We start from the raw sequence: 24,830 nt of genomic DNA on the forward strand, positions 1-24,830 counted from the left end.
TGCTCATCGGTGACTGTGACGGCGCAGCCCGCACTCAGCGCAAATCCAGACATTTGATTCGATCTACCAGCTATCCCAATAAGCCACCTCGATCGTCGGGGTGTCTCCCGAACCTGTCTCACCTCCGCCGCCCCGGACCGGCCCCCCGGGCCACCACCGCCAGCCCGGCGCCGCTGCGGACCGCGGCCACGTCGCCGTCAGTGTCGGTACGCAGCACCCGCGCGCCCGCCCGGGTCAGCCGGTCCAGCAGGCCCGGATTGGGATGCCCGTAGTCGTTGTCGGCACCCACGCAGACCAGTGCGACCGCCGGGCGAACCGCGGCGAGAAACTCCGGATCCTGGTACGCCGACCCGTGGTGGGCCACCTTCAGCACGTCGGCCCGGATCGCGCCGACCGGCACCGTCTCCAGCAACGCCCGCTACTCCTCCGTCTCCGCGTCGCCGGGCAGCAGGATCCGCACCGCGCACGGTGGCGGCCAGCACCAGGGAGTTGTTGTTCGGGTCCGACCGGCTGCCGCGCAGCGGGTACGGCGGCCCGATCGCGACCAGCTCGACCGCCCCGGCCCGCCACCGCCAGCCCGTCGGCACCGGCGCCAGCGGGCTCCCGCCCCGGCGCGCCGCGTCGCGTACCTGGGCGACGCCGAAGGGCGGCTCGGACCACTGCGGGGTCACCACCGCCGCCACCCGCCGGTGCCGGAACACTCCGGCGACCCCGCCCACATGGTCGGCGTGAAAGTGGCTGATCACCAGCAGCGACACCTCACGTACGCCGAGCCGGCGCAGGCACCCGTCCACCCCGGACGGATCCGGGCCGGCGTCGACCACCACGGCCCGACCGGCGGCGACCGGGAGCACCACCGCGTCGCCCTGTCCCACCGCGCACGCGACCACCACCCAGCCGGGCGGTGGCCAGCCGGCCGCCAGCAACCGGACGGGCAGCGTGCCGAGCACCACCGCGACCACGACGACCGCAACCAGCCGCCGGACGACCGGCCGCCGGACGGCGACCAGCAGCGTCAGGCCCAGAGCGGCCAGCAGGAGGGCACCGGTCACGCCGCCCGGCCAGGGCAGCGTTCCGGCGGGCAGCCGCGCCCCCTGCGCGGCCACGGTCACCAGCCAGCGGGCTGGCCAGCTCGCCAACCAGGCGGAGAACTCGGCGCCGGCCGGCCAGACCGGCGACAGCACCGCCGCGAGCACGCCCAGCACGGTGGCGGGCGCGACGACCGGCACGGCCAGCAGGTTCGCCGGCACCGCGACCAGGCTCACCGTCCCGGAGATCCCGGCGATCACCGGGCCGCAGGCGAGCTGCGCGGCGGCCGGCACCGCCAGCGCCTCGGCCAACCCGGGCGGTACGCCCCGCCGGCGCAGCGCGTCTCGCCAGCCGGGGGCGAGCAGCAGCAACCCGCCGGTGGCGCAGACCGAGAGGGCGAACCCGGGGTCCCCGACCAGCTCCGGGTCGACCAGCACCAGCACGGTGACCGCGGCGGCCAGGGCGGGCAGCGCGGCTCGGGACCGCCCGGCGGCGAGCGCGGCCAACCCGATGGCCCCCATCGCCGCGGCGCGGACCACGCTCGGCGAGGGCCGGACCAGGATCACGAACCCGACCAGGGCCAGGACGCACAGCGCGGCGGCCGTCCGCGGACCGGCCCGCGCCCAGCGGGCGAGCAGCAGCACCGCCCCGACGACGATGGCCACGTTGGACCCCCCAAACGTCGGTCCGACCCATGACTACTTTCCGTCACCTTTGCTGATCATGATTAGTAGCCCCTGACCTGCGGTTTTGCATGATCCTCGGCTGTGCTACTTAGGATCTTGGAAAGACGGCGCACGGCCGGTCACTGCCGTATGACTGCGGCGCACCTCAGGTGCAGGGCACCGGAAGATCAAACGCCAGGCAGCTTCGCTTACAGGGCACGGCAGGGCACAACCGGCGAGGGTGGCGAACCGACCAAAGCAGGCAGTGTGATCGATCAACTTAACTATATTAAAGGTCATGTCCTCATTGGAGGGACGGCGGCAGGTCCCGCGCTCAATGGGAGGACTCATACTGAGTTGATCTTGTAAAGTTGCAGGTCAGCGCTGCTGCAAGAAGATCGACGCATAGTGGGCGTAGCGCTCCAAAGCCCAATCAAGCTGAGCACAGGAGTACCAGTCTCGGCACTGTAGGCACCCACCTGCTTGCCATGGCCGGTCAGGTGAGCGAGTCCAGTGAACATCGATGATGCGATTAGCCTCGAAGACTTCCCGGGCTATGGAGACAGGCTCATCGATAGGCATGGCGAAACGACCCTCCCCGGCGATCACGAATAGACCCCACCTGGGGGGCAGAGTCCATGCGTCGTGCTCCCCCAGGTGGGTATGCGGCCGGGAACCCAGGAGTTTGCCGAAACCAGGGAACCGACCCAGGGAGGAACCTATTCCAACTTGTTGGAGCAGGTCAACCCAACATGCTTATAGATCATGAAACTTGCTGGAACAGGTTCCGTCGTGATCAGATTGGCCTTGCCGAAGCCAGGGAACCAACGGAGATCAACTCATGCCGACGGAGAGAGTCGACTACCGGCGCATAGCTAACGACATCACGGAGAAGATCAAATCTGGGGAGCTTGCTCCCGGCACTAAGCTGCCCTCCACCCGTGAGCTAGCCGAGGAGTACGGCGTACATATCTCCACGATTCACCGGACCATGTCGATTCTCAAAGATCGTGAGTTGGTGGAGGGGCACCCTGGGAAGGGCGTCTACGTCGCGGAAGCTGAGTAGCCACACCCGACGATTCGCATATTGCGCCTCCGCGAAACTAGGGGGTATCGCGGTCGGCGGGTTGCTGAGGAACTACTGAGCCAGCTTCGCTTTCGGTAATCACCCGCTCCTGCGGAATGCGCAGGGGCGAAGGCGTCGACATGAACTCTCGGTACGGTGGCGGCTGTCGCCTCACCTTCCTGAGAATCGCCCGCCAAACGGGCGTGAAGCTGGAATATATGATCGCGTTGAATTGCTCTGCTTCCTTGTTCAGCTCAAGTGCATACACTTGGTACTGTTGCTCATAGAAGGCAAACGCGGCCATGGCATCTTTAACGTCGAATGCGGCAGCGCTATTAAAGCACCTGCTCAGCGATTCCATGCAGTTGCGTGCGGCAATCTGCACTTCGTGGGGGACGAAGGACTCAAGTTCTGCGAAAGTGTCGCGAACTGCTTCCTGCCGCTTTAGCGTCTCCGCCATGTCGAACTTGATGTTGAGCTTTTCGCCTGTCGCGGCTCGACGCTCCTCAGCCTCTTTGGCAAGGTTCAACATCTTGAGAACTCTCGACGCATAGGCCCACAAGACCTTCTTGTAGGTCGCAGTAACCTCACGCCTACGGTTCATTTCCGTAAAGACTCGCTCTCGTAAGAACGAGTCACGGGAAGATCGGCGACCAAGGGTTGCGCCCAAGTACACACCGACGAGCGGGCCCAGAGCTGCGAGCATCGTCGGCAGATGTTCCGTGAAGTCGTCCACCTACTGAGCCCTCTCTCCGTCTTCTTTGTCGTCATCATCCGCGTGTTGCACGGGATTCGGTTCGTGCTCCGCCCGGTTAGGGCCGGCCGCCGTCGGATAGAATTTCCAGCTAGACCGCTGCTCAGGGTCGACTTCCTCCGGGCTAATACCCCTGAACTTAACATCGCCCATCTCGGCATCATGCCTGTTCCGCATGACGTCGTAGCCCTGCGGCCAAGTGTGCCCAACAGCAACCTTGATTTTCGCCTTCGCTCCTTTAAAGGACGGTAGTGCCCCCTCTATGCTGCCGAAGCTCGCGTCACTGTGGAATTGGGCGTAATTGAAAGACGCCTCTTGGTAGAAGCGCGCCTTATCAAAGAAGGCCGGGCCGCGGAACACGGCACCGGAAAAATTCGGACGGATAAGCTTTGCCCAACTAAAGCTTGTCGTACCATGAAAGGCTGCATCACTAAAGTTCGCATAGCCGATTACAACGACCGCATGAAAGTCCGAACTACCGAGCAGATGCACCCCTGACATAGAAAGGTTGTCCACGGAACAGTAGGACATGTCAAACTCGACAAGAACTGCCCCTGTGAGATCCAGGTCCGCGCCATCCCAGAAGGCTTGACCGCCCACCGGCCCATCGTCAGCGAGCTCGCCGTACTCTAGGTGCTTCTTGAGGATCCGTTGGGCAGTGACCCGGACCTCAAGCTCGTGATGCCGTCCCACCTCTTCGTCATCGAGTATTGGGATGATGCCGTCTGGGGCTTCCACCAACCGTCTGCCGCCAATCGACACTCGCTCTTGCCGAAGCTTCGGCGGAACAAAGGGCATTCTCAGATAGGCACAGATAAGGTTCACGACCGTTTGCCGATGTTCCGGATTATCCTGCCCGAGTCTTTCGAGCGAATACAATGCAGCTAACCGAACCGCAGCATTCTCCGAGCCCAACTGCTCAGCAGCCTTGACGTAAAGATCTGTGACACGACGCTCAGTAGCATCATGCTTTGAGTCTTCCGCACTTCGCGTTTTGTGGGCCTGGTCGTCATAATCAACCCGCTCCTTGACGTACTGACGTCGCAGAGCCAGAAACAAGGCTATCAACCCACCGGTTCCAGCACCTACGGCAAGAATGTTGCGGATAACGTCAACGCGAAGTTGAGCTGCACGAACGGCAAGGTCCGGCGAATTCGGAAGATTCGCCGGAACCTGCGCCGCATCCCACATAAGTGAGGCCGCTAAGCCGGTGAGCGTCAAAGCAGCAACCGTAAGAGCAATAAGTGTCGCTAGGTGAATAGGCCGGTAAGTTCGTGGCTTCATCACCTTAGGAATCTTCTCCCAGCCCTGATCCTCTGCCACTCGACGTCTACGCCAAGCGGCAAACGGGCTGAACCGCTTCCACCATCGAGGGACTTCTGGCATCCCTCCATGATCTCCCATGAAGGCAAGGCGGGTCTACCCCTGGTTGGGTTCATCCTCAGTCGCTATGGCGACACCCGACGCTATAACTTGAATGTGGAACCTGAGAAAGTCGCCTGTTGTCGGCCATGAGTTGTCACCTCGTGCCGGTACTCGGTAAAACCGCACAATGTCGTTTGCTAGTCGTAAGGGTCGGCCACGGAATGGAAGTGGTCCTAGCTCCCGTTGCGCCGCTGCGAAGTCTTCGACTGTGCCGCGTAGCGCAAACATGTCCGGCGGAACTTGCATTCCTCGCTTCATGCCCGTTTCTCCTGTTCGCCTTATCTATGATTATGGGTGGCGCCTATTGCCTGTTAGATGGAACGTCGGTGGTAAGAGCCTTCACGGTGTTTCTGATAAAGGTCCGGGTGCTCTGAGGCGACTTTGTAAACCGCCTCCATGTAGGGTGTGCCCTTTTCCTCTTCGGTGGCGACCAGCTCTAGAAAGCCTTGACCCTGCACCCGTGCATTGTGGGTCCGTAGCCGTTCGGTAGCTTCCGCAACTTCTCGGCTTGCTTCTTGGGTTTCCTGTAGCCTCTCGCCGAGGAACCTTTGCAACAGGTCTGATTGCTCCGGGGTCAAGTTGCTCATTTCGTGTCTCCATTCCTGTCGTCGGTGGCGACATCGGGGGCAACCAGCTTCCCCAGGTCGTCAAGCCGCTTTTGCATCGTCGCCATTCCAGCTAGCATGGACTCAATTACGGAGACTTGGTTACGGTGGTTCATCGGCCAAACTCCCTGACGGTCGGCTACGGACACAATCACTTCTCCCCACTGTTCGGTTTGCCAAGAGCCCTGTGAAGCTCTCGGATGAAAACCCGGGCGTCCTGGCGTACGTCCGGGTTTTCGGCGTTAAAAGCCAGGTTCAAAAGTTCGTCATATACGGCCGGGGCGGCTTCCGCCAAAAGTCGCCTCGCCCGTGCAATATCTTCTTCGCCCGGGTGAAGTTCTTCTTCTAGGTATAGGGCTGCTAATCGGTCGTGTGCCCCAGGGTCAAAGTCGACGCCTTCCGATTCACGCCTCATGAATTCATCGTCGGAGCGCATTACACCTCTCCCCCAGCATCATCGGAGATGCCTAGAGCCTTCTCTAGACGCTTTAGGTCGACCACTTGACCCTTCTCCACTGAGGCAATCCGCTTTGTTAGCGCTTCGTTTTGCGCCTGTAGTTTTGCAATCTCAGCGAACAGGTCGCGGATAATCCGCTTCTGGCAGGTGAGCATGGGTGACCAGTCGTTATCTCGCATTGGGTCTTCTTCCACTCTGCCTGCCTATGTGCAGACCGAAACAGAATCGACAATGATACACATTCAAGGGTCTATCGGGAGGCTCGGGCCGAGACTCCAATTCCCTGATAGCCTCTTCCGCAACCTCCCATGACGTGTATCTTCGCTTCCGGCTACAGGCGGTCAGGTAAAGGTGCTCCTCCTTCTTGTTCATCACTCCTCACCTGCGTCATGCTCGACTATTCGTGGTTGCTCCTGTTCGATAAGCACCGCCTCATAAACGGCTTCCCACGCTCTACGCCCGTCGTTAATCTCGAATTGATGTGTCGTAGGGGCGTTAAGTCCGAGAAGGCTCTTATACGACTCCACAGCTTTGATAAGAAAGTGCCCGTCGGCAGGTGCCCGTGTCTCTAGGTATTTTCGGGACGCTACCCGTACCGTGTCCTCTAACAAATCTGCTAGGTGGAACCGTCGCTCTGCGATCGTTTCCTCTAGTGCAGGCCCGGCCAATCTGTAGGACTTTAGGATTTTGTGGACCGCCTCGTAAGACAGGCCCATGATTTCGCCGATTTGCCGGTAAGACTTGCCCTCTACTACTCGCAGCCTGACGATTTCGTCATTACGTGTTTGTCTAGCTAGCTCCTTCCCTCTCATAATCGAGCCTCCATCCTCAAAATCAGCTTCGTCCAAGTCGAAGACTTGAGTCCCCACAGGGTTTGTTTGTCTGCGCCAAAACCGCGTTCCTCGCTGTGGGCGTAGCTCTCTTTGAGCTTGGTCATGGCGTTGTTTATCGTCTTCTGACTGAAACCCGCTTCTTCGGCTGCCGCTAGTACCTCATTGCGGTCTACGGGCTCCCGGTCTTTTGTCTGGCTCTCTAGGTATTGGTAGAGCCAATCCCGGGCGTTCTGCTTTCCGCTTTTGGTCTTAGCCTCTCTGTTGAGGATGGACTCTGCACTAGCGCTGTACTCATCAGAAACCCATCGCAAGCGGCCTGGCCGTGCCACACCTTCGGCTGTGGGAATCTCCACTTCTTCAATGGTGTAAGCGAGGTTGGGCAGGTTCATCCGTCCCAGGTTGTTTTTCGCTTGCGACACAACGGCTGTGTAATCTTCGGCTTCCTGGTCGACCGCAATCACAAGTGCTGCTCTGGCGACTTCGGCAAACCCTCGCGCCCCTGCAATCTTCGTGAGAACGTCACCCGTCTGCATCTTGTTGAAGTGCATGAGAGCCAAGACGCTAAGTCTCGCCTTTTCCGCATACTTGCGGAGAGGCTCTAACGCTGCCCGTAGCTCTCGGGTTTGGTTCGTGCTTATGTTCTCATCGATCACGGACAAGAGTGGGTCAAAGACAATCAGCGCAACATCAGCTTTTGCAGCTTCCTCACCTATCAGGGCACAGTCTCGCGGAATCGAAATGTTCGCCTCGTCGTCTTCTCCCACCGCAACCGCGATATGTTCGACGTACTCCATGTCTGCCCCTGCGGCACGTAGCCGGGGCGCAATAGTGGCTTCCCATGAGTCTTCGCTAGCGACATACCAAACAATCCGCTTCTGTCCGAAGTAGCGACCTGGCAGGGTCCCGTTAGTAAGTTGAGCAGCTAGCCAACAAGAAAAGATTGACTTACCGGCACCCTCGCGACCGGGCACTAGGGTTATCTCACCCACAGGGATTCGAGATTCCCAGCACCAGTGAACGGGCCGGATGACAAACTCAGATGCCTTTTTCCTAATGAGTCGCCGGCCGCCCGGCGCCGCAGCTTTTACCATCGTTATAGTTGGCTTTTCGGGGCATCCCGCGGCTTCGCATTTCTTACCCTCGTGGTTGTGTTTGGTAAATCCTCGGTTGATGGTCCGCTCTAAGTAGCGCTGTGCTGCACTGCCGTCTGTGTGGCCGTGTTCTTGGGTGAGCTTGGAAATGGTTGGCTCGTGGAGTGTGAGCGCGTAATGAGTCTGTGCCCGTGTGAGGCCGTTTTCGGCTGCCAGATAAGCGAGGCGGGAACCTAACTTGTGTCGGCCGGTCCCATCATCGGTGGCGTCGGAGTCGGCATGTAGCAGCTCCACTAGCCATGGGTGGGCAGGAACGTCGAAAGGCTCAGGTTCGCCTAGCTCAGTAGCTTCGGCGGTTGTGGCTACTTTCTTGGTTTCCAGCCACGCTAACCATGCTTCCGGCAACATCGGGAAGTCAGTTGGTCGCGGTGGCGTCGCCAGGATCGCGCCGCTTGCGCCGAACCATTGGTATTGGCTACCTGTCTTCGGGTTGTGGGAGGGCCAGACACGCGCCCACCTCCACCCGTGCCTAATGAGGTCAACGTCTTCCCCGATGTTCGGCAGGTTCACAGTAGAGAAGTCGGCCGGTATGCGGAAGAAGCGAATACCGGACTTGCCGTACCCACGGGCTGTGGACATCGGTCCCACAGGCAATGGTCCTAGTTCAGCTTCTAGCTTTTCTAGGGTTTCGGCACCCCGCTTGTCTCCGTAGTCGTCTACGTCGAAACCTAGGAAGTCGGCAGTCAGGGGCAGCCCAGTATTAGCTAGCGGGTAACTCTCGGATAGGGCTCTCACCTGATTAGGTGTGGGGTCAATCCGGGATGCTCCTGTTAGCCCTCTCGGGACTTTGCCAATCTCGCCGTCGATGTCGACCGGGATAACCGATGTCCAACCGGCGTCCAGGTACATCCTCGCGGCCTGGCCGTAGCCGGTGTCAGGGCTGCCCATTGGGTAGGCTCTCCTTGGGTTACCGGCCGGGCGTCACGTCGCTTCCCCCCATGGGTGGCGTGGCGTCCGGTCTTTTGTCGGCAGGTGGGCTTCGTGTCGTCATCGTTTAAATCCCGTTCGTTTGGGCTTTGCTGATTAGGACTTTGGGTTTAGAGGGTGGGCGGCTTAGGTTCTTCGACTTTCGGCCGTTGCCACTCTTCCCGCTTGGCTATCGCCATTTCGAGCATGTCCGTAACTACCGAAGCTTCGGGAACGCAATCACGCTCTGAAAGTCGCTTGATTCGCTTCTTTAGCTCCGGGTCTACTCTTGCTCCGATCATTGGCCGTCTTGGCATTTATCCACCTCCTTAGCCCGGCTGATTTCCAGCGTATGCCGGGGATATCCACTAGCCAAGATCAACGGGACTAGTCGGACCGGAGATACGAATTGCTGCACCAACCGCGGTTGATCTTGCACGGATTGTGAGCGCTGCATTAGTGCTGCATTCTGCTCTCGGGAAGGCTCAATTCCGTGACATTCCCGCTACGGTCCGCGAGTGTCCGACTTGCAGCCCTCCCCTTTCCCTCTCGGGAATCCTGGTCGTTCCGGGCAGCATTTCCGCAGGTCACGTGCCCGTTTTGAAGGTTCCCCCTATAGGGAATCCTCGGGAGGGAAGGATGCCCCCCATTCTTCCCCTCTCCAAGATCCGGGAACCTTGGCTTTGACCTGCTCTTTCTCTCCCTCTCTCACCAACCTTCCTTTTCAAAATATATAGGGAAGGATGGGGGAAGGATGAGTGAGCGTCTAACCGGCTTGACGGTCCGAGAAGTTGACGATTTGAGTTTTGATGGTTGACGAACTAAGCAATCCCGCACTTCAGCAACTTTTGAAACGACTAACCATGATCAACTAAACCTAGGCTTCCGGCTGTCCGCTGAGCACGCTCGGGGGCAGAGGGTGTCCAGGTCTACCCACGGGCTGCGAGCTTGGCTCTGCGTGGCTCTCAGCGGGCCGGACGGCGCTCCCCTGCTCGGCATCCCGGGCACGCGTGTCGTCCTGGTCGCCTTGATCGTCGGTGACCCTGCCTCTGTGGAATCGGGTGCCTTCTTATTGGACTCGCCCGGCGCATTGGTGCTAGCGTCCGATTGGGTCCCGGAATTGGTTGGCGACACCGGCTATTCCGGGACCCATCAAGGTCATTTCAGATACGCCCTCTCTAGACCTTCTGGTGTTTCGCCTTCCCTTAAGGTATGAGAAAGCCGCCTAACACTCAGCGGAGTTAGGCGGCTTTGTCGTTTGGTCAGTTTTGCGGATTCCTCGTGAGGCGAGTCTCTACCCAATGAATCTCGGTCCGGTCCGCGATGTCATACGACTTCAAGCCTCGCCCGATTTTCAGCACGTCGATTCCGTCCACCACGTTGCCCGACCGGAGAAGTTCCCGCTTCTCAATGATGCTCGCGTTGTCCCACTTCTCAGGTGTCGCAACTAGTACGCGGACAAGCTTGGAAACCTTAGTACTCCAGCCGGGGATTGCGATCATGGTTCGATGAGGGCTTGTCGGGTGTAGTGGCTGGTCTTGGCTCGGGCTTGGTGACGGCGTCGACGGATGGACCAGAGCAGCGGATCGGTGCGACGGCGGGCGGGTTCGATGATCAGGACGTTGAACAGGTGGCGTAGCTCGTTGACGGTCAGCGGGATCAGCCCGACCGGGTCGTGGCGGTGGCGGTGGCCGGCGGTCGCGGCGGCGAGGAAGGCGTGGGCGAGGATCGCCAGGGTGGTCCAGCGGTGCCAGGAGGTCCAGCGGCGGTGTTGGTGCTGGTCCAGGCCGAGTCCGGTCTTCGCGGCTTGGAACGATTCTTCGATCTTCCAGCGGCGGCCGGCGACGGCGACAAGGACACCCAAGGCGACGGGTTCGGGTGACCAGCAGCGGTAGAAGGCCAGCTCGCCGCTGCGGCGGTTGCGGCGGATCAACAGCCAGTGGTGACCGCCGTGCTCGTCGGCGGCGGGTGGCAGGGCGGTGAAGGACCAGTCGTAGTAGCGGTGTCCCTTAGCGCCTCGACCGGCGGACACGCGCTGCCACGCGGTGGCGGGAAGCCCTGCGGCCAGCATGTCGACGCGGTAGGTGCCGATGCCGGTGGTCACCTGATGCGAGCAGGCCACGGCCAGGACGTAGCCCAGTCGCAGTTGACGTAGTCGTGCGGCCAGGCGCGGATCGTTGCCGTAGGCCTCGTCACCGGCCGCCCACCGGCACGGCAGCCCGGCGGTGACCGCGGCCTCGATCATGCGGCACGCCAGTTGCGGCTTGGTCGCGAACCGCACGGAGTCGGGGATACCGGCCTCAGCGCGCCGCTCGGGGTCGTCGCACCAGGACTTCGGCAGGTAGAGGGTCGTGTCGAGCATCGCGTGAGCAGCCTCGGTGGCGTAGACGAGGTGCACGGCGAGCTGACAGTTCTCGATCTTGCCGGCTGTGCCCGAGTACTGCCGTTGAACGCCGACGGTGTGCCGTCCTTTCTTCAGGTCACCCGTCTCGTCGATGACCAGCACGGCTTCGGCGTCGCCGAGTTGCTGGGCGACGAACGCGCGGACGTCGGCACGAACCGCGGTGTCGTCCCACTTCACCCGGGTCAGCAGGTCCTGCATCCCGTCCGGGCCGGCGTCGCCGGCGTGCTCCGCGATGGTCCAGCAGTTCTTCGTCGGCAAGGGCGCCAGCAAGCCCCGGACGAAGTCACGCACCCGGCGACGCGGCTCGGGCCTGCGGAAACGATGCCCGACCGTCAACATCAGGTCGTCGAACAACACCCGCCACCGCTGGGCGTCTACCCTGTATTCGGCAGCCACCGCTGCGTCATGGTCAGTCCACATAACCGTCCATGATCGACGGTGGCTGCCCTCCTTCCCGCACCGCATCGAACCGCAGCTCAGCCAAGGTCAACAACCCCGGCTGGAGTATTAGGTGCCCGGTAGCGTCGCAGTAGGTCGTCAATCTGCGGTTGCAGGTCGCTTTCAATACGAGCCAGCATGGCAGCGCTAAGTTTTGGCGTACCCGGTGCGGGGCTAATGTACTGCTGCCGGGCTTCTTCAAGCTGCTCTTGCAGTTCCTCAGCCCTGCCTTTCAGGGCAAGCCTTGTCGCCTCCTGGTCAGGGTCATCAAGTTCAGCTTCGGTAATCTCCACAAGCCGCTTCTTGACTTCCGCGCTCACGTACTCATCAAGCCGGTCTTGCTTGACCGAGACACAGAAGCTCTCGGCGCAAATGTAGGCCAAGAATCCTCGGTTCTTCTGTACCCGCATCACAGCGTTGCAGACTCCACAGGTGGCGATACCTGATAGCAAGTGCTTCACTGCGGTGTCTCGCTGGCTCTTACGAGCGGGGTCACTAAGCCGGTCAACGCACGCTTGCCAGGTTTCTTCATCGAGGATGGCGGGCCACAGGGCATCCCCCACGGTCTTGCCCTGGTGGACACGCTTGCCGACATAGCCCGGGTTCACCACAAGCCGACGAATCTGAGTAAGGTCCCACCGATACCGCTCAGCTTCATCAAGCAATGCATGTGCGGCTTGTGGGTCATCCTCTGCGGCGGCGCGCTCGATGAGTACAGCAGCACGAGGGGTCAACACTCGCGGCGTACGGTTGTTGAAGTCCTGGGCAACCGCGTTGCAGGGCTCCCCCATGACAACCCGCTCGGCGGCTTCCCTGATAATCGCGGCCTGGTCTTCCCTGATGACCTGGGCAACGAACTTCCCGCGACCGTCGTACTTGCGCTCATAACCGTAGAGCAGCTTCCCATGTGGGCGACCAGACGCAGCGTTATTGCGGACGGCACGCATTACCCGGTAGCGGGTTTTCTCGCTCTCATACGCGGAATCTACGCCGTCTTCCGCGAGCGTGCGCCAGTCTCGTGGGTTGTCCAAATCATAGGTTCGCCCATGTGTGACGACATGGATTAGGACTTCAAGCGAACGGCACAACCGCAGTAGTTCGGCCCACTCGACTAGTTCCCGGCTTCCCCGCGAGGATTCCCACAACACCAGGATGTCAGCGTTGCCGTCTTCTAGGAAGCGCAGCAATTGTGCGTACTGCTCACGCTGTTTCTTGGCGAACCGACTAGCGGAGCGGTCATTATCAGCGAACACGCGGACTACATGCCAACCCTCATTAGCACACACGTCACGCTGTTCTTGCTCCTGCTCACCAACTGACCGACGCTCCCGCTGGTCATCAGCACTGACGCGCGCATAAATAACCGCGCGCAAAGCTGCCCTCATACCGGGCTTTGTGGTGGGGGGATTCATGCACCTGAGTTTACTCTGTCTAGCCGACATTCGGTCCCGACACCGCGGCGAGGTGGGTCATGCCGGTGGCCCGGAAGTCCTCCTCCACCTCCGGCGGCAGCCGGCTGGTGTCCCCCACCACCAGGCCCGGCAGCAGCCCGCCCGGCGCGTCGGAAAGCGGCGCGCAGGCCCGTTGCAGCCCGGCCCGCAGCGCGCCGGCCGCCCGCTGCGCCCACGGGGCCGCACCGTGCCGGGTCGGTGGCCCGGTGGCGGACAGCACCGCCGCCGTCAGGTCCCCGCCGCGTGGGGCCGACAGCCGGCCCCGGGCGGTCGCCCGCTGCCCCGGCAGCAGCGAGCGCCAGGCCGGGTCGTTCGCCAGCACCAGGCCGCGCACCGTGCCGGTGACCTGCCGACCGGCGGGGTCGGTGAGGCGGGTCAGGTCGGCGCGGACCAGCAGGGGGGCCGGACGGCCGGCGGCACCCCGGATCGGGCGCGGGTCGTCCCGGACCACCAGCTCGGCGGTGACCAGGGTTCGCCCGGCCACGAGCGCCCGCACGGGGCCGGCGTCACGGACCGCGAGGCGGGCGGCGGTGGCGGTCGCGCCGCAGACCACCCCCAGCAGCACGGCGACCGCGATCCAGCCGTAGCGGCGGACCGGGGCGGCCGGCCGGCCGAGCAGGCCGCACAGGTGGGCGCCGGTGAGGAGCGCCAGGCCGGCGGCGACGGCGGCCAGCGTGGCGCTCGCTCTCACGGTGGCGACAAGGCCGGCCAGGGCGGCGAGCCAGGCGGCCACGGCCAACCCCGCCAGCCGCAGGTCGGGCACGTCCCCGACCGACGCGCTCTCGCCCACGCCGCCGGGCGGCTCGGGGATGCTCACACCGTCACCAGGTCCTTGAGCTGTTCGTAGCGGGCGTCGCCGATGCCGTCGACCTGGCGCAGGTCGGAGACCGACCGGAACCCGCCGTGCTGTTCCCGGTGGTCGAGGATCCGTTGGGCGAGCACCGGGCCCACCCCGGGCAGCGCGTCGAGCTGGGCCAGGGTGGCGGTGTTCAGGTTGAACGGCCCGCTTCCCGCTGCCGCGCCGCCGGCCGCGGGCCCGCCGCCACCGGCCGCCGGGCCGGGCGGAGCGGCCTGGCCGGGCGGGGCGGGGACGCCGACCAGGATCAGCTCGCCGTCGGTGACCTTGCGGGCCGGGTTGAGCAGGGCCACATCGACGCCGGGCAGCGCGCCGCCGGCCGCCTCGATGGCGTCGGCGACCCGCGCGCCGGCCGGGAGGCGGACGAGGCCGGGACGGCGGACCTTGCCGGCCAGCGCGACCACCACCTGGCCCGCCGAACCGGCGGGCGTGGGCACGGAGGTCTCCGGTGCGGCGACCTCCGCGACCGGGCGGACCGGCTCGGCCTGTGGGCGGGATCGCCAGGCCCAGACACCGGCGACCAGAACCACCACGGCGGCCACCACCGCGAGGGCCCGCACACCCCGCCGGCCTGGGTCGAATGCGCCCGGGGCGGGCAGCCGGGAAGACCGCCGACCATCGGCATCGTCGGCCGGGCTCGCCAACGGCCACCTCTCGCCGGCTCCGGGGTCCGGGTCCAACGGATCCGGCTCGGACGCACGCTCAGAGACCGCCCCCCGGACCGCTCCGAGTGGCCGAGAGTCGGACGCCGTGCCCGACGCACGCTCAGGAACCGATGCCCGGACCGCTCCGAGTAAGCGCGGAGCAGTTGAAGGGGCAGGATCAGCCCTTGGCCCTGCTCGCCCCGGTCTGAACGATGGGAGCCGCTGCGGCTCCGTCAGGCCGGCGCCGGCTGGCATCACCGGCTCGAACAGCCAGGACAGCCGCCGCCGTACCCTCGTCTCCTCGTCGTCTGGCACGGCTCAGCAAGTTACGGCGCGACGCCGGACCGAGGCCGGACCGAAAGCCTCGCCTGTGGACGAATAACCGCCCTGTGGACGAAGCCCCAATCATGCGCGGACTGTGCTACCGAACCGGTGAGAGCCGGTCAGCACCAGCCCGGCCAGAAGTCCGGGTGCCGGCGGGCGAAGTGCCCAGCGAGACGTACCCGCGGAGGGAGTGCCCCACCACCAGGGCCGGGCCGGCGTCGAGGTGGGGACCGGCCTCGGCCACGACGTCGGCGGCCCGGTCGAGGCTCCAGGGTTCGGCCGCGCGGCCGCCGCGCCCCGGCAGGTCGACGGCCGCGACCGGGAACTCGGCGGCGAGGGCGGCCAGTTGCGGCTGCCACTGGCCGCGGGTGAAGCGGGTGCCGTGCACCAGCACGATGGCGGGATTACCCGCAGCGCTCAGTCCGCCTCCGGGTCCAGACCGAGCGCCGCACGGCCCCCGTCGACCGGTAGGGTCACCCCGTTGACGAAGGCCGCCCGCGCCGACAGCAGGAAGGCGACCACCTCGGCGACCTCCCCGGTACGCCCGATCCGGCCCACCGGGTGCAGCCGGGCCAGTTCCGCCTCGACCCGGTCCGCCTCGACCGGGTCCAGGCCGGCCAGGAAGGCGGCGTGCCGTTCGGTGTGGACCGAGCCGAGCGCGACCGCGTTGGTGCGGATCCCCCGGCCGCCGTAGTCCACAGCGAGGGCCCGGGTCAGACCCTCGACGGCGGCCTTGGCGGTGGCGTACGGCAGGGCGCCCGGCACCGCCCGGCGGGCCTGGTGGGAGGAGACGTTGACGATCGCGCCGCCGGTGCTGGCGGCGAGGAACCGGCGTACGGCGGTGCCGGCGCCGACCACGGCGGGGCGCAGGTTGGCGGCGATCAGGTCGAACACCTCCTCCGCTGGCGCGAGGTGCAGGGCGGCGTCCCGGAACACGGCGGCGTTGTTGACCCAGCCGGCGAGCGGGGCGGCCGCCTCGGCGAGGTCGGCGGCCCGCGCGGTGACGTCCTCGTCGGCGGCGTCGCCGGCCACGGAGCGCAGCCGCTCGGCGGCCCGGTGCCCGGCCAGCCAGTCGAGCGCGGCCTCGTCCCGCTCGACGACGACCACGCTGCCACCGTCGGCGACCAGCCTCTCGACGATGGCCCGCCCGACGCCCCGGCCGCCCCCGGTGACCACGTAGGACCGTGAGGTCATCCGGCCACGACCGCGGCACCGACCACGCCGACCAGGGCGGCGGCCACGGCAGCCACCGCGCCGACCAGGCCAGCGGCCACCGCAGCGAACGCCGTCATGGGCGGCGGTGGAGGACGACGCAGGCCAGGCCGGGGCCGGCGTGCGCGGCGATCACCGCGCCGGCCTCGGAGACGTACGTGTCGTGCAGCCGATCGCCCAGCCGCTCGGTCAGCGCGGCCACCAGCTGGTCGGCGCGCTGCGGCGCGGCGAGGTGGTGCACGGCGAGGTCGACCTCGGTGTCGCCGGCCGCCTCGACCGCCAGGTCGACCAGGCGCGCCACGCCCCGGCTGGCGGTCCGGACCTTGTCCCGCACCACGATCGCGCCGTCCGGCATGTGCATGATCGGCTTGACCGAGAGGGCGGTGCCGAGCAGCGCCTCGGCCGCGTTGATCCGGCCGCCCCGCCGCAGGAATTCCAGCGTGTCGACGTAGAAGAAGATGGTGGTCCGGTCGACGGCGTCGAGCGCGGCTCGGCGTACCCCGGTCAGGTCCGCGCCCCCGGCGGCGGCCGCGGCGGCGGCGAGCACCGGGAAGCCCAGGCCCATGCCGGTGGAGCGGCTGTCGACCACGGTGACCCGCTCGCCGACCTCGGCGGCGGCCAGCCGGGCCGCCTCGACCGTGCCGGAGAGTTCGGCGGAGAGGTGCACCGAGACGACCCCGTCGGCGCCGGCGGCGAGCAGCTCCCGGTAGACCTGCGCGAACTGTTCCGGGGCCGGCCGGGACGTGCTCACCGTGACGCGCCGGCCGCTGAGCACGCGGGTGGCGTCCTCCGGGAACGTCTCGACGCCTTCCAGCCCCTCCGCGCCGTTGAGCACGACGGTCAGCGGGACGACGGTGAGCCGGTGCGCGCGGACCAGTTCGGGCGGCAGGTAGGCGGTGGAGTCGGTGACGACCGCGACGGGCATGCCCGGCACGCTAGCCGATGTCACGGCGGCGCGCCGGGGCCGAACGGCTCAGACCGCGTCGGTGAGCGCGGGCTGGGTGATCAGTCCGACGTTGTGCGCGCGCAGGTGCCAGCCCCGGACGTCGTCGTGACGCAGCTCGGTCCAGTGGCAGTTGGCCAGCGACCCGACACTGCGCAGCACCGCGTGGTCCCAGCCGAGCAGGTGGCCGACGCCCTGCCGGGCGCCGCCGCCGTGCGTGGTCACCACCACGGTGCCGCCGGCGGCGAGGTCGGCCGCCTCCTGGAACGCGGCGCCGAGCCGCTTGCCCAGGTCGTCGAGGGTCTCGATGCCCGCGCCGGGATCGGGGTCACCGGCCCGCCAGCGGGCGTACTCGTCGGGGAAGCGCTCGGCGACCTCGGTGAGGGCCAGGCCCTGCCACTGGCCGAAGTGCCGCTCGCGCAGCCGGGCGTCGGTGCGGACCGGCAGCCCGGTCAGCGCGGCGAGCGCGGAGGCGGTGTCGGCGGCCCGGCGCAGGTCACTGGCGACGATGGCGTCCGGACGCAGCGCGGCCAGCACCGGCGCGGCGACCCGGGCCTGCTCCCGGCCGAGGTCGTTGAGCGGCACGTCGGTCTGCCCCTGGACCCGGCCGGCGGCGTTCCAGTCGGTGTTGCCGTGCCGCCAGATGATCAGGCGGGTCATTCGGCGGTGGCGCTGCCGGCGGCCGAGTCGGCGAGGTCCCGGTCCACGAACGGGATCTGCGGGCAGTCCTTCCAGAGCCGGTCGAGGGCGTAGAACTCGCGCTCCTCGGTGTGCTGCACGTGGACCACGATGTCGACGTAGTCGAGCAGCACCCAGCGGCCGCCCCGCTCGCCCTCGCGGCGGATCGGCTTGGCCTTCTCCGGCAGCTCCAGCAGGCGCTCCTCGATGGCGTCGACGATGGCGAGCACCTGACGCTCGTTCGGAGCCGCGGCCAGCACGAACGCGTCGGTGATCGCGAGCTGGTCGCCCACGTCGATGATGACGATGTCCTGCGCCTTCTTGTCGGCCGCGGCCTGGGCGGCGGCCATCGCCAGCTCGTGCGCGCGTTCGGAAACTGTCACCGTTCTCCTTCGATCAACCGTGCGACCCTCCAAGCCTCTCACACCCGGCGGGGCGACGACTTGTCAGTTCTGGTCGATTACGCGGACAAAGGCTCACCTTCCGGGTGGAATCACCGCTGGTAGAGCCGCCGTTTGGCGATGTACTGCACCACACCGTCCGGGATCAGGTACCAGACCGGCTCGCCCCGGGCCACCCGGGCCCGGCAGTCGGTCGAGGAGATCGCCATGGCCGGCACCTGCACCAGGCTGACCGAGTCGGCGGGCAGGTGCTTGTCGGAGAGTTCGAAGCCGGGACGGGTCACCCCGATGAAGTGGGCCAGCTCCAGAACCTCGTCCAGATCCTTCCAGGACAGGATGCGTTCCAGGGCGTCCGCGCCGGTGATGAAGAAGAGCTGCACCTTCGGGCCGTACTCGGCGTGCAGGTCGCGCAGCGTGTCGACGGTGTAGGTCGGGCCACCCCGGTCGATGTCGACCCGGCTGACCTGGAAGCGGGGGTTGGAGGCGGTCGCGATCACCGTCATGAGGTAGCGGTCCTCGGGCGAGCTGACCGGTTCGTCCGCCTTCTGCCACGGCTGCCCGGTCGGGACGAAGACCACCTCGTCCAGGCCGAACCGGTCCGCCACCTCGCTGGCCGCCACGAGGTGCCCGTGGTGGATCGGGTCGAAGGTGCCGCCCATGATGCCGATCCGCCGGATGTCTTCCTCCACCCCGCGATCGTAGGCCGGGGCCCGGCGAGCGTCCGCCGGGGCCGCCGGGCCGTCCCACGGACCGCGCCGGGCGGGGGCACGCCCCGCCCGGCGCGGTCACCCGCGTCAGGCGCCCGCGGCGGCCACCGCCGTCCGGGCGACCAGGGCGCGGCGCAGGTCGTCGTCCAGGTCGACGACCCGCCGGCGCAGCCCCGGCGTGAGGTCGTCGCGGGCCAGCAGCGCGGCGGCCAGTTCCCGGGTGGGCTGGGCCACGGCGTAGCGGGGGAAGGCCAGGGTGGCGACCCGGTCCGCCGTCCAGGGGGTACGCAGCCGCGCGGCAGCCGGCATGTCGGCGAAGTACCGCTCGACGTAGCCGGCGGTCAGCTCGGTCTGCTCGGGCTGCCAGAAGCCCTCCGCGGTCGCCTCGACGAGGCGGTTGGAGAGCTGGGTGTTGCGGGTGACGATCTCCCAGGCGGCCCGCTTGGCGTCGGCGTCGGGCAGCGCGGCCCGGCAGCTCGCGGCCCGCTCCGCCCCGGTGGCGCTGCGGTCGGCCGCCGCCTCGGCGGCGATCTCGGGCTCCCCGGCCGCGCCGAGCACCACCAGCCGGTGCAGCAGCGCCCAGCGCAGGTCGGCGTCGACCGCCAGCCCCTCCGGCACGCTCTGGCCGGCCAGCCAGCCGGCGAGCAGCCCGGTGTCGGTGGTGGCGTTGATCAGCCCTCGGGCCGCGGCGAGTTGCAGCGAGCCACCGGCCGGGGCGCCGGCCAGCAGGGTGGCGCAGGCCCCGGCGACGCGGAGCAGGGCCGCGTCTCGGGACAGCGGGTCCAGGTAGCGGTCGACCAGGTTGCGGCTGAGGCTGAGCACGTCCTCCGCGATGATCACCTCGGTCTCGGCCGGCAGCGCCGCCGCGATCAGTGCGACCACCGAGGTCACCGGCCGTTCGCCGTCGGTGGCGGCGTCCAGCGCCTCGCCCCAGAGCAGCGCCCGGGCCAGCGGGTCGGCCAGCCCCGGGAGCACCATCGGCACCGCGTCCGCCGAGGCGGGGTCGAGCCGGATCTTGGCGAAGGTGAGGTCACCGGCGTTGGGCAGCAGCAGGCCGGTGGCCGGCTGCCCGACCAGCTCGGCCAGCACGGTGCGGCCCTGGTCGGCGGCCGGGTCGAGGTCGACCTCGAAGCGGTGCACCGGGGCGTCGGGCGTGTGGCGGGCCACGCCGACGCGGTGCGGGCGCAGCACCGGGTACGCCTCCGGCGCGGTCTGCACCAGCGCCGCCTCGGCCCAGCGGCCGTCGGCGTCCACCGCGGTCTCCATCCGCAGCGTGTTGACCTGCGGGCGGCGCAGCCAGCGCTCGGCCCAGTCGGCCAGGTCCCGCCCGCTGGCGGCGCTGAGGCTCTCCAGCAGGTCGGCGAGGGTGGCATTGCCGAACCGGTGCTTGGCGAAGTGCGCGTTCAGGCCGGCCAGGAAGGGCTCGTCGCCCACCCAGGCGACCAGCTGGCGCAGCACGCTGGCGCCCTTGGCGTAGGAGATGCCGTCGAAGTTGAGCAGCGCCCGGGCGGCGTCGGCCACCTCCTCGGGGGCCACCGGGTGGGTGGAGGGGCGCTGGTCGGCCGCGTAGCCCCAGGCCTTGCGGCGCATGGCGAAGGTGGTCCACGCCTGGGTGAAGCGGGTGGCCTCGGCGGTGACTCGGGTGCCCAGGTATTCCGCGAAGGACTCGTTGAGCCAGAGGTCGTCCCACCAGCGCATGGTGACCAGGTCGCCGAACCACATGTGCGCCATCTCGTGCGCGATCGTGGTGGCCCGCAGCTCCCGCTGGGTGTCGGTGACCGCGGAGCGGAAGACGTAGTCGTCGCGCAGGGTCACCAGGCCCGGGTTCTCCATGGCGCCGGCGTTGAACTCGGGGACGAACGCCTGGTCGTACTTGCCGAACGGGTAGCGCTCGGCGAAGAGCTGGTGGAACCGGTCGAAGCACTGCTTGGTGACGGTGAAGATCTCGTCGGCGTCGGCGTCCAGGTGCGCCGCGAGGGACTTCCGGCAGTAGAGGGCGAGCGGGATCCCGTCGTGCTCGTCCTGCCGGACGTGCCAGGGGCCGGCGATCAGCGTGACGAAGTAGGTCGCCAGCGGCGCGGTGGGCGCGAACTCCCAGCGCCCCGGCGCCGGCCGGTCGGCGACCTGGCCGTTGGCGGCCACCGTCCACTCCGGCGGGGCGGTGACCGAGAGGGTCACCGGGGCCTTGAGGTCGGGCTGGTCGAACGCGGCGAAGATGCGCTGCACGTCGTCGAGAAAGGACATCGCGTAGAGGTAGGTCTCTCCGTCGGCCGGGTCGACGAAGCGGTGCACCCCTTCGCCGGTGTTGGAGTAGGCCATCTCGGCGCTGACGGTCAGCGTGTTGGTCGCGGCCAGCCCGGTCAGCGGCAGGCGGTTGTCGGTCAGCAGGGCCGGGTCGAGGTCCTGGTCGTTGAGGCGCGCCCCGAGGAGTCGCAGGGGTTTGACCTCGGTGAAGGTGTCGGCGCCGGGGGTCGCCCGGAACCGGATGGTGACGGTGGAACGGAATCGCTCGGCGTCGCCGGTCAGGTCGAGGTCCACCTGGTAGGACTCGACAGTAATCAACGCGCCACGCGCGGTCGCCTCTACACGGGTCAGGCTCGGCATCCGCTTATCCTGCCCGATGGGGTCCGAGCGGGCTCCCCCCGTTACGCGTGGCGATGGAGGAACAACGATGGGTCAGCACCCCAAGGGCGATTTCGACCTGTCTCGGGCGGTCTGGCAGCGGGCCGAGGGCGACACGTCCGACAGCGCGGTCGAGGTGGCCTTCGTCGGCGACCTGATCGGGATGCGCAACTCGGCCGAGCCGGACGGGCCGGTGCTGGTCTTCACCCAGGACGAGTGGGACGCCTTCGTGGCGGGCGCGCAGGACGGCGAGTTCGACCTGGACTGAGCCCGGGCGCTCAGTCACCGTCGCCCCAGCCGAGCCCGCCGGGCCCGGGCGCGTGGTGGAAGCCGGGATGGCCGGCCACGTCCGCGCACCGCTCGCCGTCGGGGCCGACCGCCCCGCAGAAGAGCCGCTCCGCGCGGTGCCAGGCGTCGGCCGGGGAGAGCGCCGCCGCACCCAGTGCCAGCTCCGGGCGGAGCAGGCCGAGCGCCTCGGCGTACGCGACGGCCAACTCGCGCGCGGTGGCCGGGTCGGCCGCCTCGAAGCCGAGGTGCACGGTGAAGTGCCGGGCCGGCCGGGCCCCGGGGCGCCGGGGCGGCGCGATCAGGGGCTCCTGCCGGTCGCTCCGCCGCAGCCCGGGCACCGCCCGCGGGTGCCGCCAGTGTGCCGCTCTGTTGTCGCGCATCCGTCCTCCCCGTCGCCGATGGCTCCGCCGGGATCGCGCCGGCGGGGCGGGACCGGCCGCCACCGGCCCCGTCCCGAAGACAACCAGCTTTTCCGCGCCCTGGGAGGGGGCCAGCTTCCGCGCTCGACGCCGGCCCCCTCCCCTCGGCGCCCCGGCGCCGCGAGGCCGGGGGCCGGGTCACCGCCGAGGCGGGGGGCCGAGGATTCGCCAGCGCCGGCCCGGGTAGGTAGCGCAGCGACCGTCCAGGGCCGCCGAGCCGCGTCTAGGAGCAGCCGATGAGCACCATCCCCAGCGACCGCAGTCCGGAGAGCACGCTGGCGTTCCTCCGCGAGGGCTACCGGTTCTTCGGCGCGCGGTGCGACCGCCTCGGCACCGACATCTTCCAGACCCGGCTGCTGCTGGAATCGACGATCTGCCTGCGCGGCCGCCCGGCCGCCGAGCTGTTCTACGACAACGAGCGCTTCGTCCGGCGCGGCGCCATGCCGATGCGCGCACAGCGCACCCTGACCGGGGTCGGCGGCGTCCAGGGCCTCGACGGCGCGGCGCACCGGCACCGCAAGGCGATGTTCATGTCGATCATGACGCCGGTGGCGATCCGCCACCTCGGGCAGCTCTTCGACGACGAGTGGCGGGCCCGGATCCCGGCCTGGGCGGAGTCCGGGCCGGTGGTGCTCTACGACGAGGTGGCCCGGATGCTCACCCGGGCGATCTGGGCCTGGGCCGGGGTGCCGCTGGCCGACGCCGACGTGCCCCGCCGGACGGCCGAGATGCACGCCATGATCGAGGCGCCGGCCGCGGTCGGACCCGGCCACTGGCGGGGCCTGCTCGGCCGCCGCCGAGCCGAACGGTGGGCGGGCGACCTGATCGAGCGGGTGCGCTCCGGCGCGCTGCCCGCGCCCGAGGGCAGCGCGCTGCGGGTCATCGCCGAGCACCGGGACGAACAGGGCATCCTGCTGCCCCGCCGGATCGCCGCGGTGGAACTGCTGAACGTGCTCCGCCCGACGGTCGCCGTGGACCGCTTCGTGGTCTTCGCCGCGCTGGCGCTGCACGACCACCCGCACTGGCGGGACCGGGTGCGCGGCGACGACGACGCCGCCGAGAGCTTCGTGCAGGAGGTACGGCGCTACTACCCGTTCTTCCCGGCCGCCGCGGCGCGGGTCCGGCGCTCGTTCGAGTGGCAGGGGTACGCCTTCCCGCAGGGCCGGCGGGTGCTGCTCGACCTCTACGGCACCAACCACCACCCGGAGCTCTGGCCGGAGCCGGAGCAGTTCCGGCCGGAGCGGTTCGACGGCTGGCAGGGTGACCCGTTCCGGCTGATCCCGCAGGGCGGCGGCGATCATTACACCGGCCACCGCTGCCCGGGTGAGTGGATCGCGATCGAACTGATGAAGCGGGCGGTCGGCAACCTCACCGCGGCGATGAGCTACCGGGTGCCGCCGCAGGATCTGGCCGTGGATCTCGGCCGGATGCCCGCCCTGCCGCCCAGCGGTCTGGTCGTCGACGGGGTACGCCGGACCGCGTGATCACCGCACCATCTCGAACCCGAGGTCGGTGATCTGCCCCGAGTCGGCACAGCGGGTCTTCCGGAGCGCCACGGGACCGAGGTCGGGACTGTCGAAGAGGCGTACGCCGCCGCCGAGCAGCACCGGCACGAGGTGCACGACCAGCTCGTCGAGGAGCCCGGCCCGGATGCACTGCCGCGCCACATCCGCTCCGAACACGCCCACGTCCCGGTCGCCGGCCGCTTCCCGGGCGAGGTCGGCGGCCTTCCCGACGTCGCCGGAGAGAAAGGTGACCCCGTCGACGGGCTCGGCCGGCCGGTGGGTCAGCACGAAGACCGGCCCCGACCAGGCGCCGCCGTAGATCGCGCGGGCCCCCGTGCCCGGTCGGTTGCCGAGTTCCAAGCCGCGCCGGCCGGAGAGGATCGCGCCGGTGCGGCGCATGGTCTCCGCCCCGAGCGGACCGGCGGAGCCGTAACCGAACATCCACTCCGCCGAGTCGTCCTGCGGGGCGATGAACCCGTCCAGCGACATGGTGACGTGCCAGATCATCCGCGCCATCGCGCCTCCTCGCGCCGCCCGCCCCTGACGGGCGGGGCCGGCGCCAGTCTCACCCGGGGGTGTGACAGGCGGTCACTCCGCGACCACGAGCGCCTGCGGTGCGGCCTGCTTCATCCGGGTGCGGAGCCACTTGAGCTGCATCGCGGTCTCCTGCTCGCAGGCCTTGACCACGCCGAGCAGCTCCTCGTCCCGGGCCCCGTACGCGGCCTGCCCGACCACCGTCCAGCAGATGTCGCACTCGGCGGCCATCAGGTAGAGGTCCTGGAGGTCGCGGAGCAGCCCGATCGGTCCGGTCCGAGTGCCGGCGAACAGCTCGGAGTGCAGCCGGTCCGGCTCGGCCGGGGCCTCCTCGGCGTACCGGCGGGCGAAGGGGGCCAGCTTCTCCGCGTGTGCGCGGCACTGGCTGGCCAGCTTCTCGCAGGTGTGGAAGACGTCCGGCTCGTCCCCGTGCGCCTTCCCCACCTCGGTGAACGCGTCGCCGAGGCGCTCCTGGGCCTTGTGCAGCAGGCCGAGATAGTGGGCCAGGTGCAT

24 protein-coding genes and 2 pseudogenes are annotated in these 24,830 nt (G+C 67.5%); 3 read left to right on the plus strand and 23 right to left on the minus strand.

What is annotated here, in order from left to right:
• Window positions 1–118 precede the first annotated feature (118 nt).
• Window positions 119–1,703: pseudogene (locus tag AC0OLQ_RS29145) on the minus strand (ComEC/Rec2 family competence protein); the annotation flags it as partial.
• Window positions 1,704–2,535: 832 nt separating this feature from the next.
• Here AC0OLQ_RS29145 and AC0OLQ_RS29150 point away from each other — a divergent pair.
• Window positions 2,536–2,760 (plus strand): winged helix-turn-helix domain-containing protein, encoded by a 225-nt coding sequence (locus AC0OLQ_RS29150; protein ID WP_484528896.1) that lies wholly within the window; start codon window positions 2,536–2,538, stop codon window positions 2,758–2,760.
• 37 nt (window positions 2,761–2,797) lie between these two features.
• On the opposite strand, the gene AC0OLQ_RS29155 is transcribed toward AC0OLQ_RS29150, so the two are convergent.
• The 19 genes and pseudogenes from AC0OLQ_RS29155 to pepN all read right to left on the minus strand — a co-directional run bounded on the left by AC0OLQ_RS29155 (window position 2,798) and on the right by pepN (window position 21,553).
• Window positions 2,798–3,496 (minus strand): hypothetical protein, encoded by a 699-nt coding sequence (locus AC0OLQ_RS29155; RefSeq protein ID WP_484528897.1) that lies wholly within the window; start codon window positions 3,494–3,496, stop codon window positions 2,798–2,800.
• Window positions 3,497–4,735, minus strand: coding sequence for a pentapeptide repeat-containing protein (locus tag AC0OLQ_RS29160; protein WP_484528898.1), 1,239 nt, complete (start codon window positions 4,733–4,735; stop codon window positions 3,497–3,499).
• A gap of 515 nt (window positions 4,736–5,250) precedes the next feature.
• Window positions 5,251–5,526 (minus strand): hypothetical protein, encoded by a 276-nt coding sequence (locus AC0OLQ_RS29165; protein WP_484528899.1) that lies wholly within the window; start codon window positions 5,524–5,526, stop codon window positions 5,251–5,253.
• A gap of 169 nt (window positions 5,527–5,695) precedes the next feature.
• Entirely contained in the window at window positions 5,696–5,980 is a 285-nt protein-coding gene (locus AC0OLQ_RS29170; protein WP_484528900.1) for a hypothetical protein, read from the minus strand.
• Window positions 5,980–6,180: a hypothetical protein gene (locus AC0OLQ_RS29175; RefSeq protein ID WP_484528901.1), complete on the minus strand. Its 201-nt coding sequence runs from the start codon at window positions 6,178–6,180 to the stop codon at window positions 5,980–5,982. Before AC0OLQ_RS29175 ends, AC0OLQ_RS29170 begins: the two co-directional genes overlap by 1 nt.
• A 192-nt stretch (window positions 6,181–6,372) precedes the next feature.
• Window positions 6,373–6,813, minus strand: a complete 441-nt coding sequence (locus AC0OLQ_RS29180; protein WP_484528902.1) for a sigma factor-like helix-turn-helix DNA-binding protein — start codon at window positions 6,811–6,813, stop codon at window positions 6,373–6,375.
• Window positions 6,810–8,873, minus strand: coding sequence for an AAA family ATPase (locus AC0OLQ_RS29185; protein WP_484528903.1), 2,064 nt, complete (start codon window positions 8,871–8,873; stop codon window positions 6,810–6,812). Before AC0OLQ_RS29185 ends, AC0OLQ_RS29180 begins: the two co-directional genes overlap by 4 nt.
• Before the next feature lie 1,280 nt (window positions 8,874–10,153).
• Window positions 10,154–10,393 (minus strand): hypothetical protein, encoded by a 240-nt coding sequence (locus AC0OLQ_RS29190; RefSeq protein ID WP_484528904.1) that lies wholly within the window; start codon window positions 10,391–10,393, stop codon window positions 10,154–10,156.
• Window positions 10,390–11,634, minus strand: a complete 1,245-nt coding sequence (locus AC0OLQ_RS29195) for an IS701 family transposase (RefSeq protein ID WP_484532457.1) — start codon at window positions 11,632–11,634, stop codon at window positions 10,390–10,392. Before AC0OLQ_RS29195 ends, AC0OLQ_RS29190 begins: the two co-directional genes overlap by 4 nt.
• Window positions 11,635–11,771: 137 nt before the next feature.
• Window positions 11,772–13,145, minus strand: coding sequence for a recombinase family protein (locus AC0OLQ_RS29200; RefSeq protein WP_484528905.1), 1,374 nt, complete (start codon window positions 13,143–13,145; stop codon window positions 11,772–11,774).
• Window positions 13,146–13,170: 25 nt separating this feature from the next.
• Window positions 13,171–14,001, minus strand: a pseudogene (locus tag AC0OLQ_RS29205) (ComEC/Rec2 family competence protein); the annotation flags it as partial.
• The gene (locus AC0OLQ_RS29210; protein WP_484528906.1) at window positions 13,998–14,999 is read right to left on the minus strand and encodes a ComEA family DNA-binding protein; all 1,002 of its coding nucleotides are present in this window, start codon (window positions 14,997–14,999) and stop codon (window positions 13,998–14,000) included. The gene AC0OLQ_RS29210 and the pseudogene AC0OLQ_RS29205, both read right to left, overlap by 4 nt.
• A 106-nt stretch (window positions 15,000–15,105) precedes the next feature.
• A complete protein-coding gene (locus AC0OLQ_RS29215; protein WP_484528907.1) occupies window positions 15,106–15,402 on the minus strand; it encodes an alpha/beta fold hydrolase in 297 nt (98 codons plus the stop codon).
• A gap of 23 nt (window positions 15,403–15,425) precedes the next feature.
• Window positions 15,426–16,202 carry an SDR family NAD(P)-dependent oxidoreductase gene (locus AC0OLQ_RS29220; RefSeq protein WP_484528908.1) on the minus strand — a complete coding sequence of 259 codons (777 nt, stop codon included), beginning with the start codon at window positions 16,200–16,202 and terminating at the stop codon, window positions 15,426–15,428.
• Window positions 16,203–16,296: 94 nt separating this feature from the next.
• On the minus strand, window positions 16,297–17,145 hold the full coding sequence (locus AC0OLQ_RS29225; RefSeq protein WP_484528909.1) for a DegV family protein: 849 nt from the start codon (window positions 17,143–17,145) through the stop codon (window positions 16,297–16,299).
• A gap of 48 nt (window positions 17,146–17,193) precedes the next feature.
• On the minus strand, window positions 17,194–17,823 hold the full coding sequence (locus AC0OLQ_RS29230; protein WP_484528910.1) for a histidine phosphatase family protein: 630 nt from the start codon (window positions 17,821–17,823) through the stop codon (window positions 17,194–17,196).
• Entirely contained in the window at window positions 17,820–18,224 is a 405-nt protein-coding gene (rsfS, locus tag AC0OLQ_RS29235) for a ribosome silencing factor (RefSeq protein ID WP_357341507.1), read from the minus strand. The genes AC0OLQ_RS29230 and rsfS overlap by 4 nt, the downstream gene beginning before the upstream one ends.
• A gap of 110 nt (window positions 18,225–18,334) precedes the next feature.
• A complete protein-coding gene (gene nadD, locus AC0OLQ_RS29240; protein ID WP_484528911.1) occupies window positions 18,335–18,931 on the minus strand; it encodes a nicotinate-nucleotide adenylyltransferase in 597 nt (198 codons plus the stop codon).
• Window positions 18,932–19,036: 105 nt separating this feature from the next.
• The gene (gene pepN / locus AC0OLQ_RS29245) at window positions 19,037–21,553 is read right to left on the minus strand and encodes an aminopeptidase N (protein WP_484528912.1); all 2,517 of its coding nucleotides are present in this window, start codon (window positions 21,551–21,553) and stop codon (window positions 19,037–19,039) included.
• A 67-nt stretch (window positions 21,554–21,620) separates the two neighbouring features.
• Between pepN and AC0OLQ_RS29250 the strand changes: the two genes are divergently transcribed.
• Complete coding sequence (locus AC0OLQ_RS29250) at window positions 21,621–21,839, plus strand: DUF397 domain-containing protein (RefSeq protein WP_091269900.1); 219 nt, start codon at window positions 21,621–21,623, stop codon at window positions 21,837–21,839.
• A gap of 10 nt (window positions 21,840–21,849) precedes the next feature.
• Here the strand turns inward: AC0OLQ_RS29250 and AC0OLQ_RS29255 are convergent, their stop codons facing one another.
• On the minus strand, window positions 21,850–22,239 hold the full coding sequence (locus tag AC0OLQ_RS29255; RefSeq protein ID WP_484528913.1) for a hypothetical protein: 390 nt from the start codon (window positions 22,237–22,239) through the stop codon (window positions 21,850–21,852).
• 275 nt (window positions 22,240–22,514) lie between these two features.
• Between AC0OLQ_RS29255 and AC0OLQ_RS29260 the strand changes: the two genes are divergently transcribed.
• Complete coding sequence (locus AC0OLQ_RS29260; RefSeq protein ID WP_484528914.1) at window positions 22,515–23,762, plus strand: cytochrome P450; 1,248 nt, start codon at window positions 22,515–22,517, stop codon at window positions 23,760–23,762.
• On the opposite strand, the gene AC0OLQ_RS29265 is transcribed toward AC0OLQ_RS29260, so the two are convergent.
• The gene (locus AC0OLQ_RS29265) at window positions 23,763–24,299 is read right to left on the minus strand and encodes a dihydrofolate reductase family protein (protein ID WP_484528915.1); all 537 of its coding nucleotides are present in this window, start codon (window positions 24,297–24,299) and stop codon (window positions 23,763–23,765) included.
• Window positions 24,300–24,371: 72 nt separating this feature from the next.
• Window positions 24,372–24,830 carry a hypothetical protein gene (locus tag AC0OLQ_RS29270; protein ID WP_484528916.1) on the minus strand — a complete coding sequence of 153 codons (459 nt, stop codon included), beginning with the start codon at window positions 24,828–24,830 and terminating at the stop codon, window positions 24,372–24,374.

The organism is Micromonospora sp. Utrum1 (assembly GCF_057197805.1).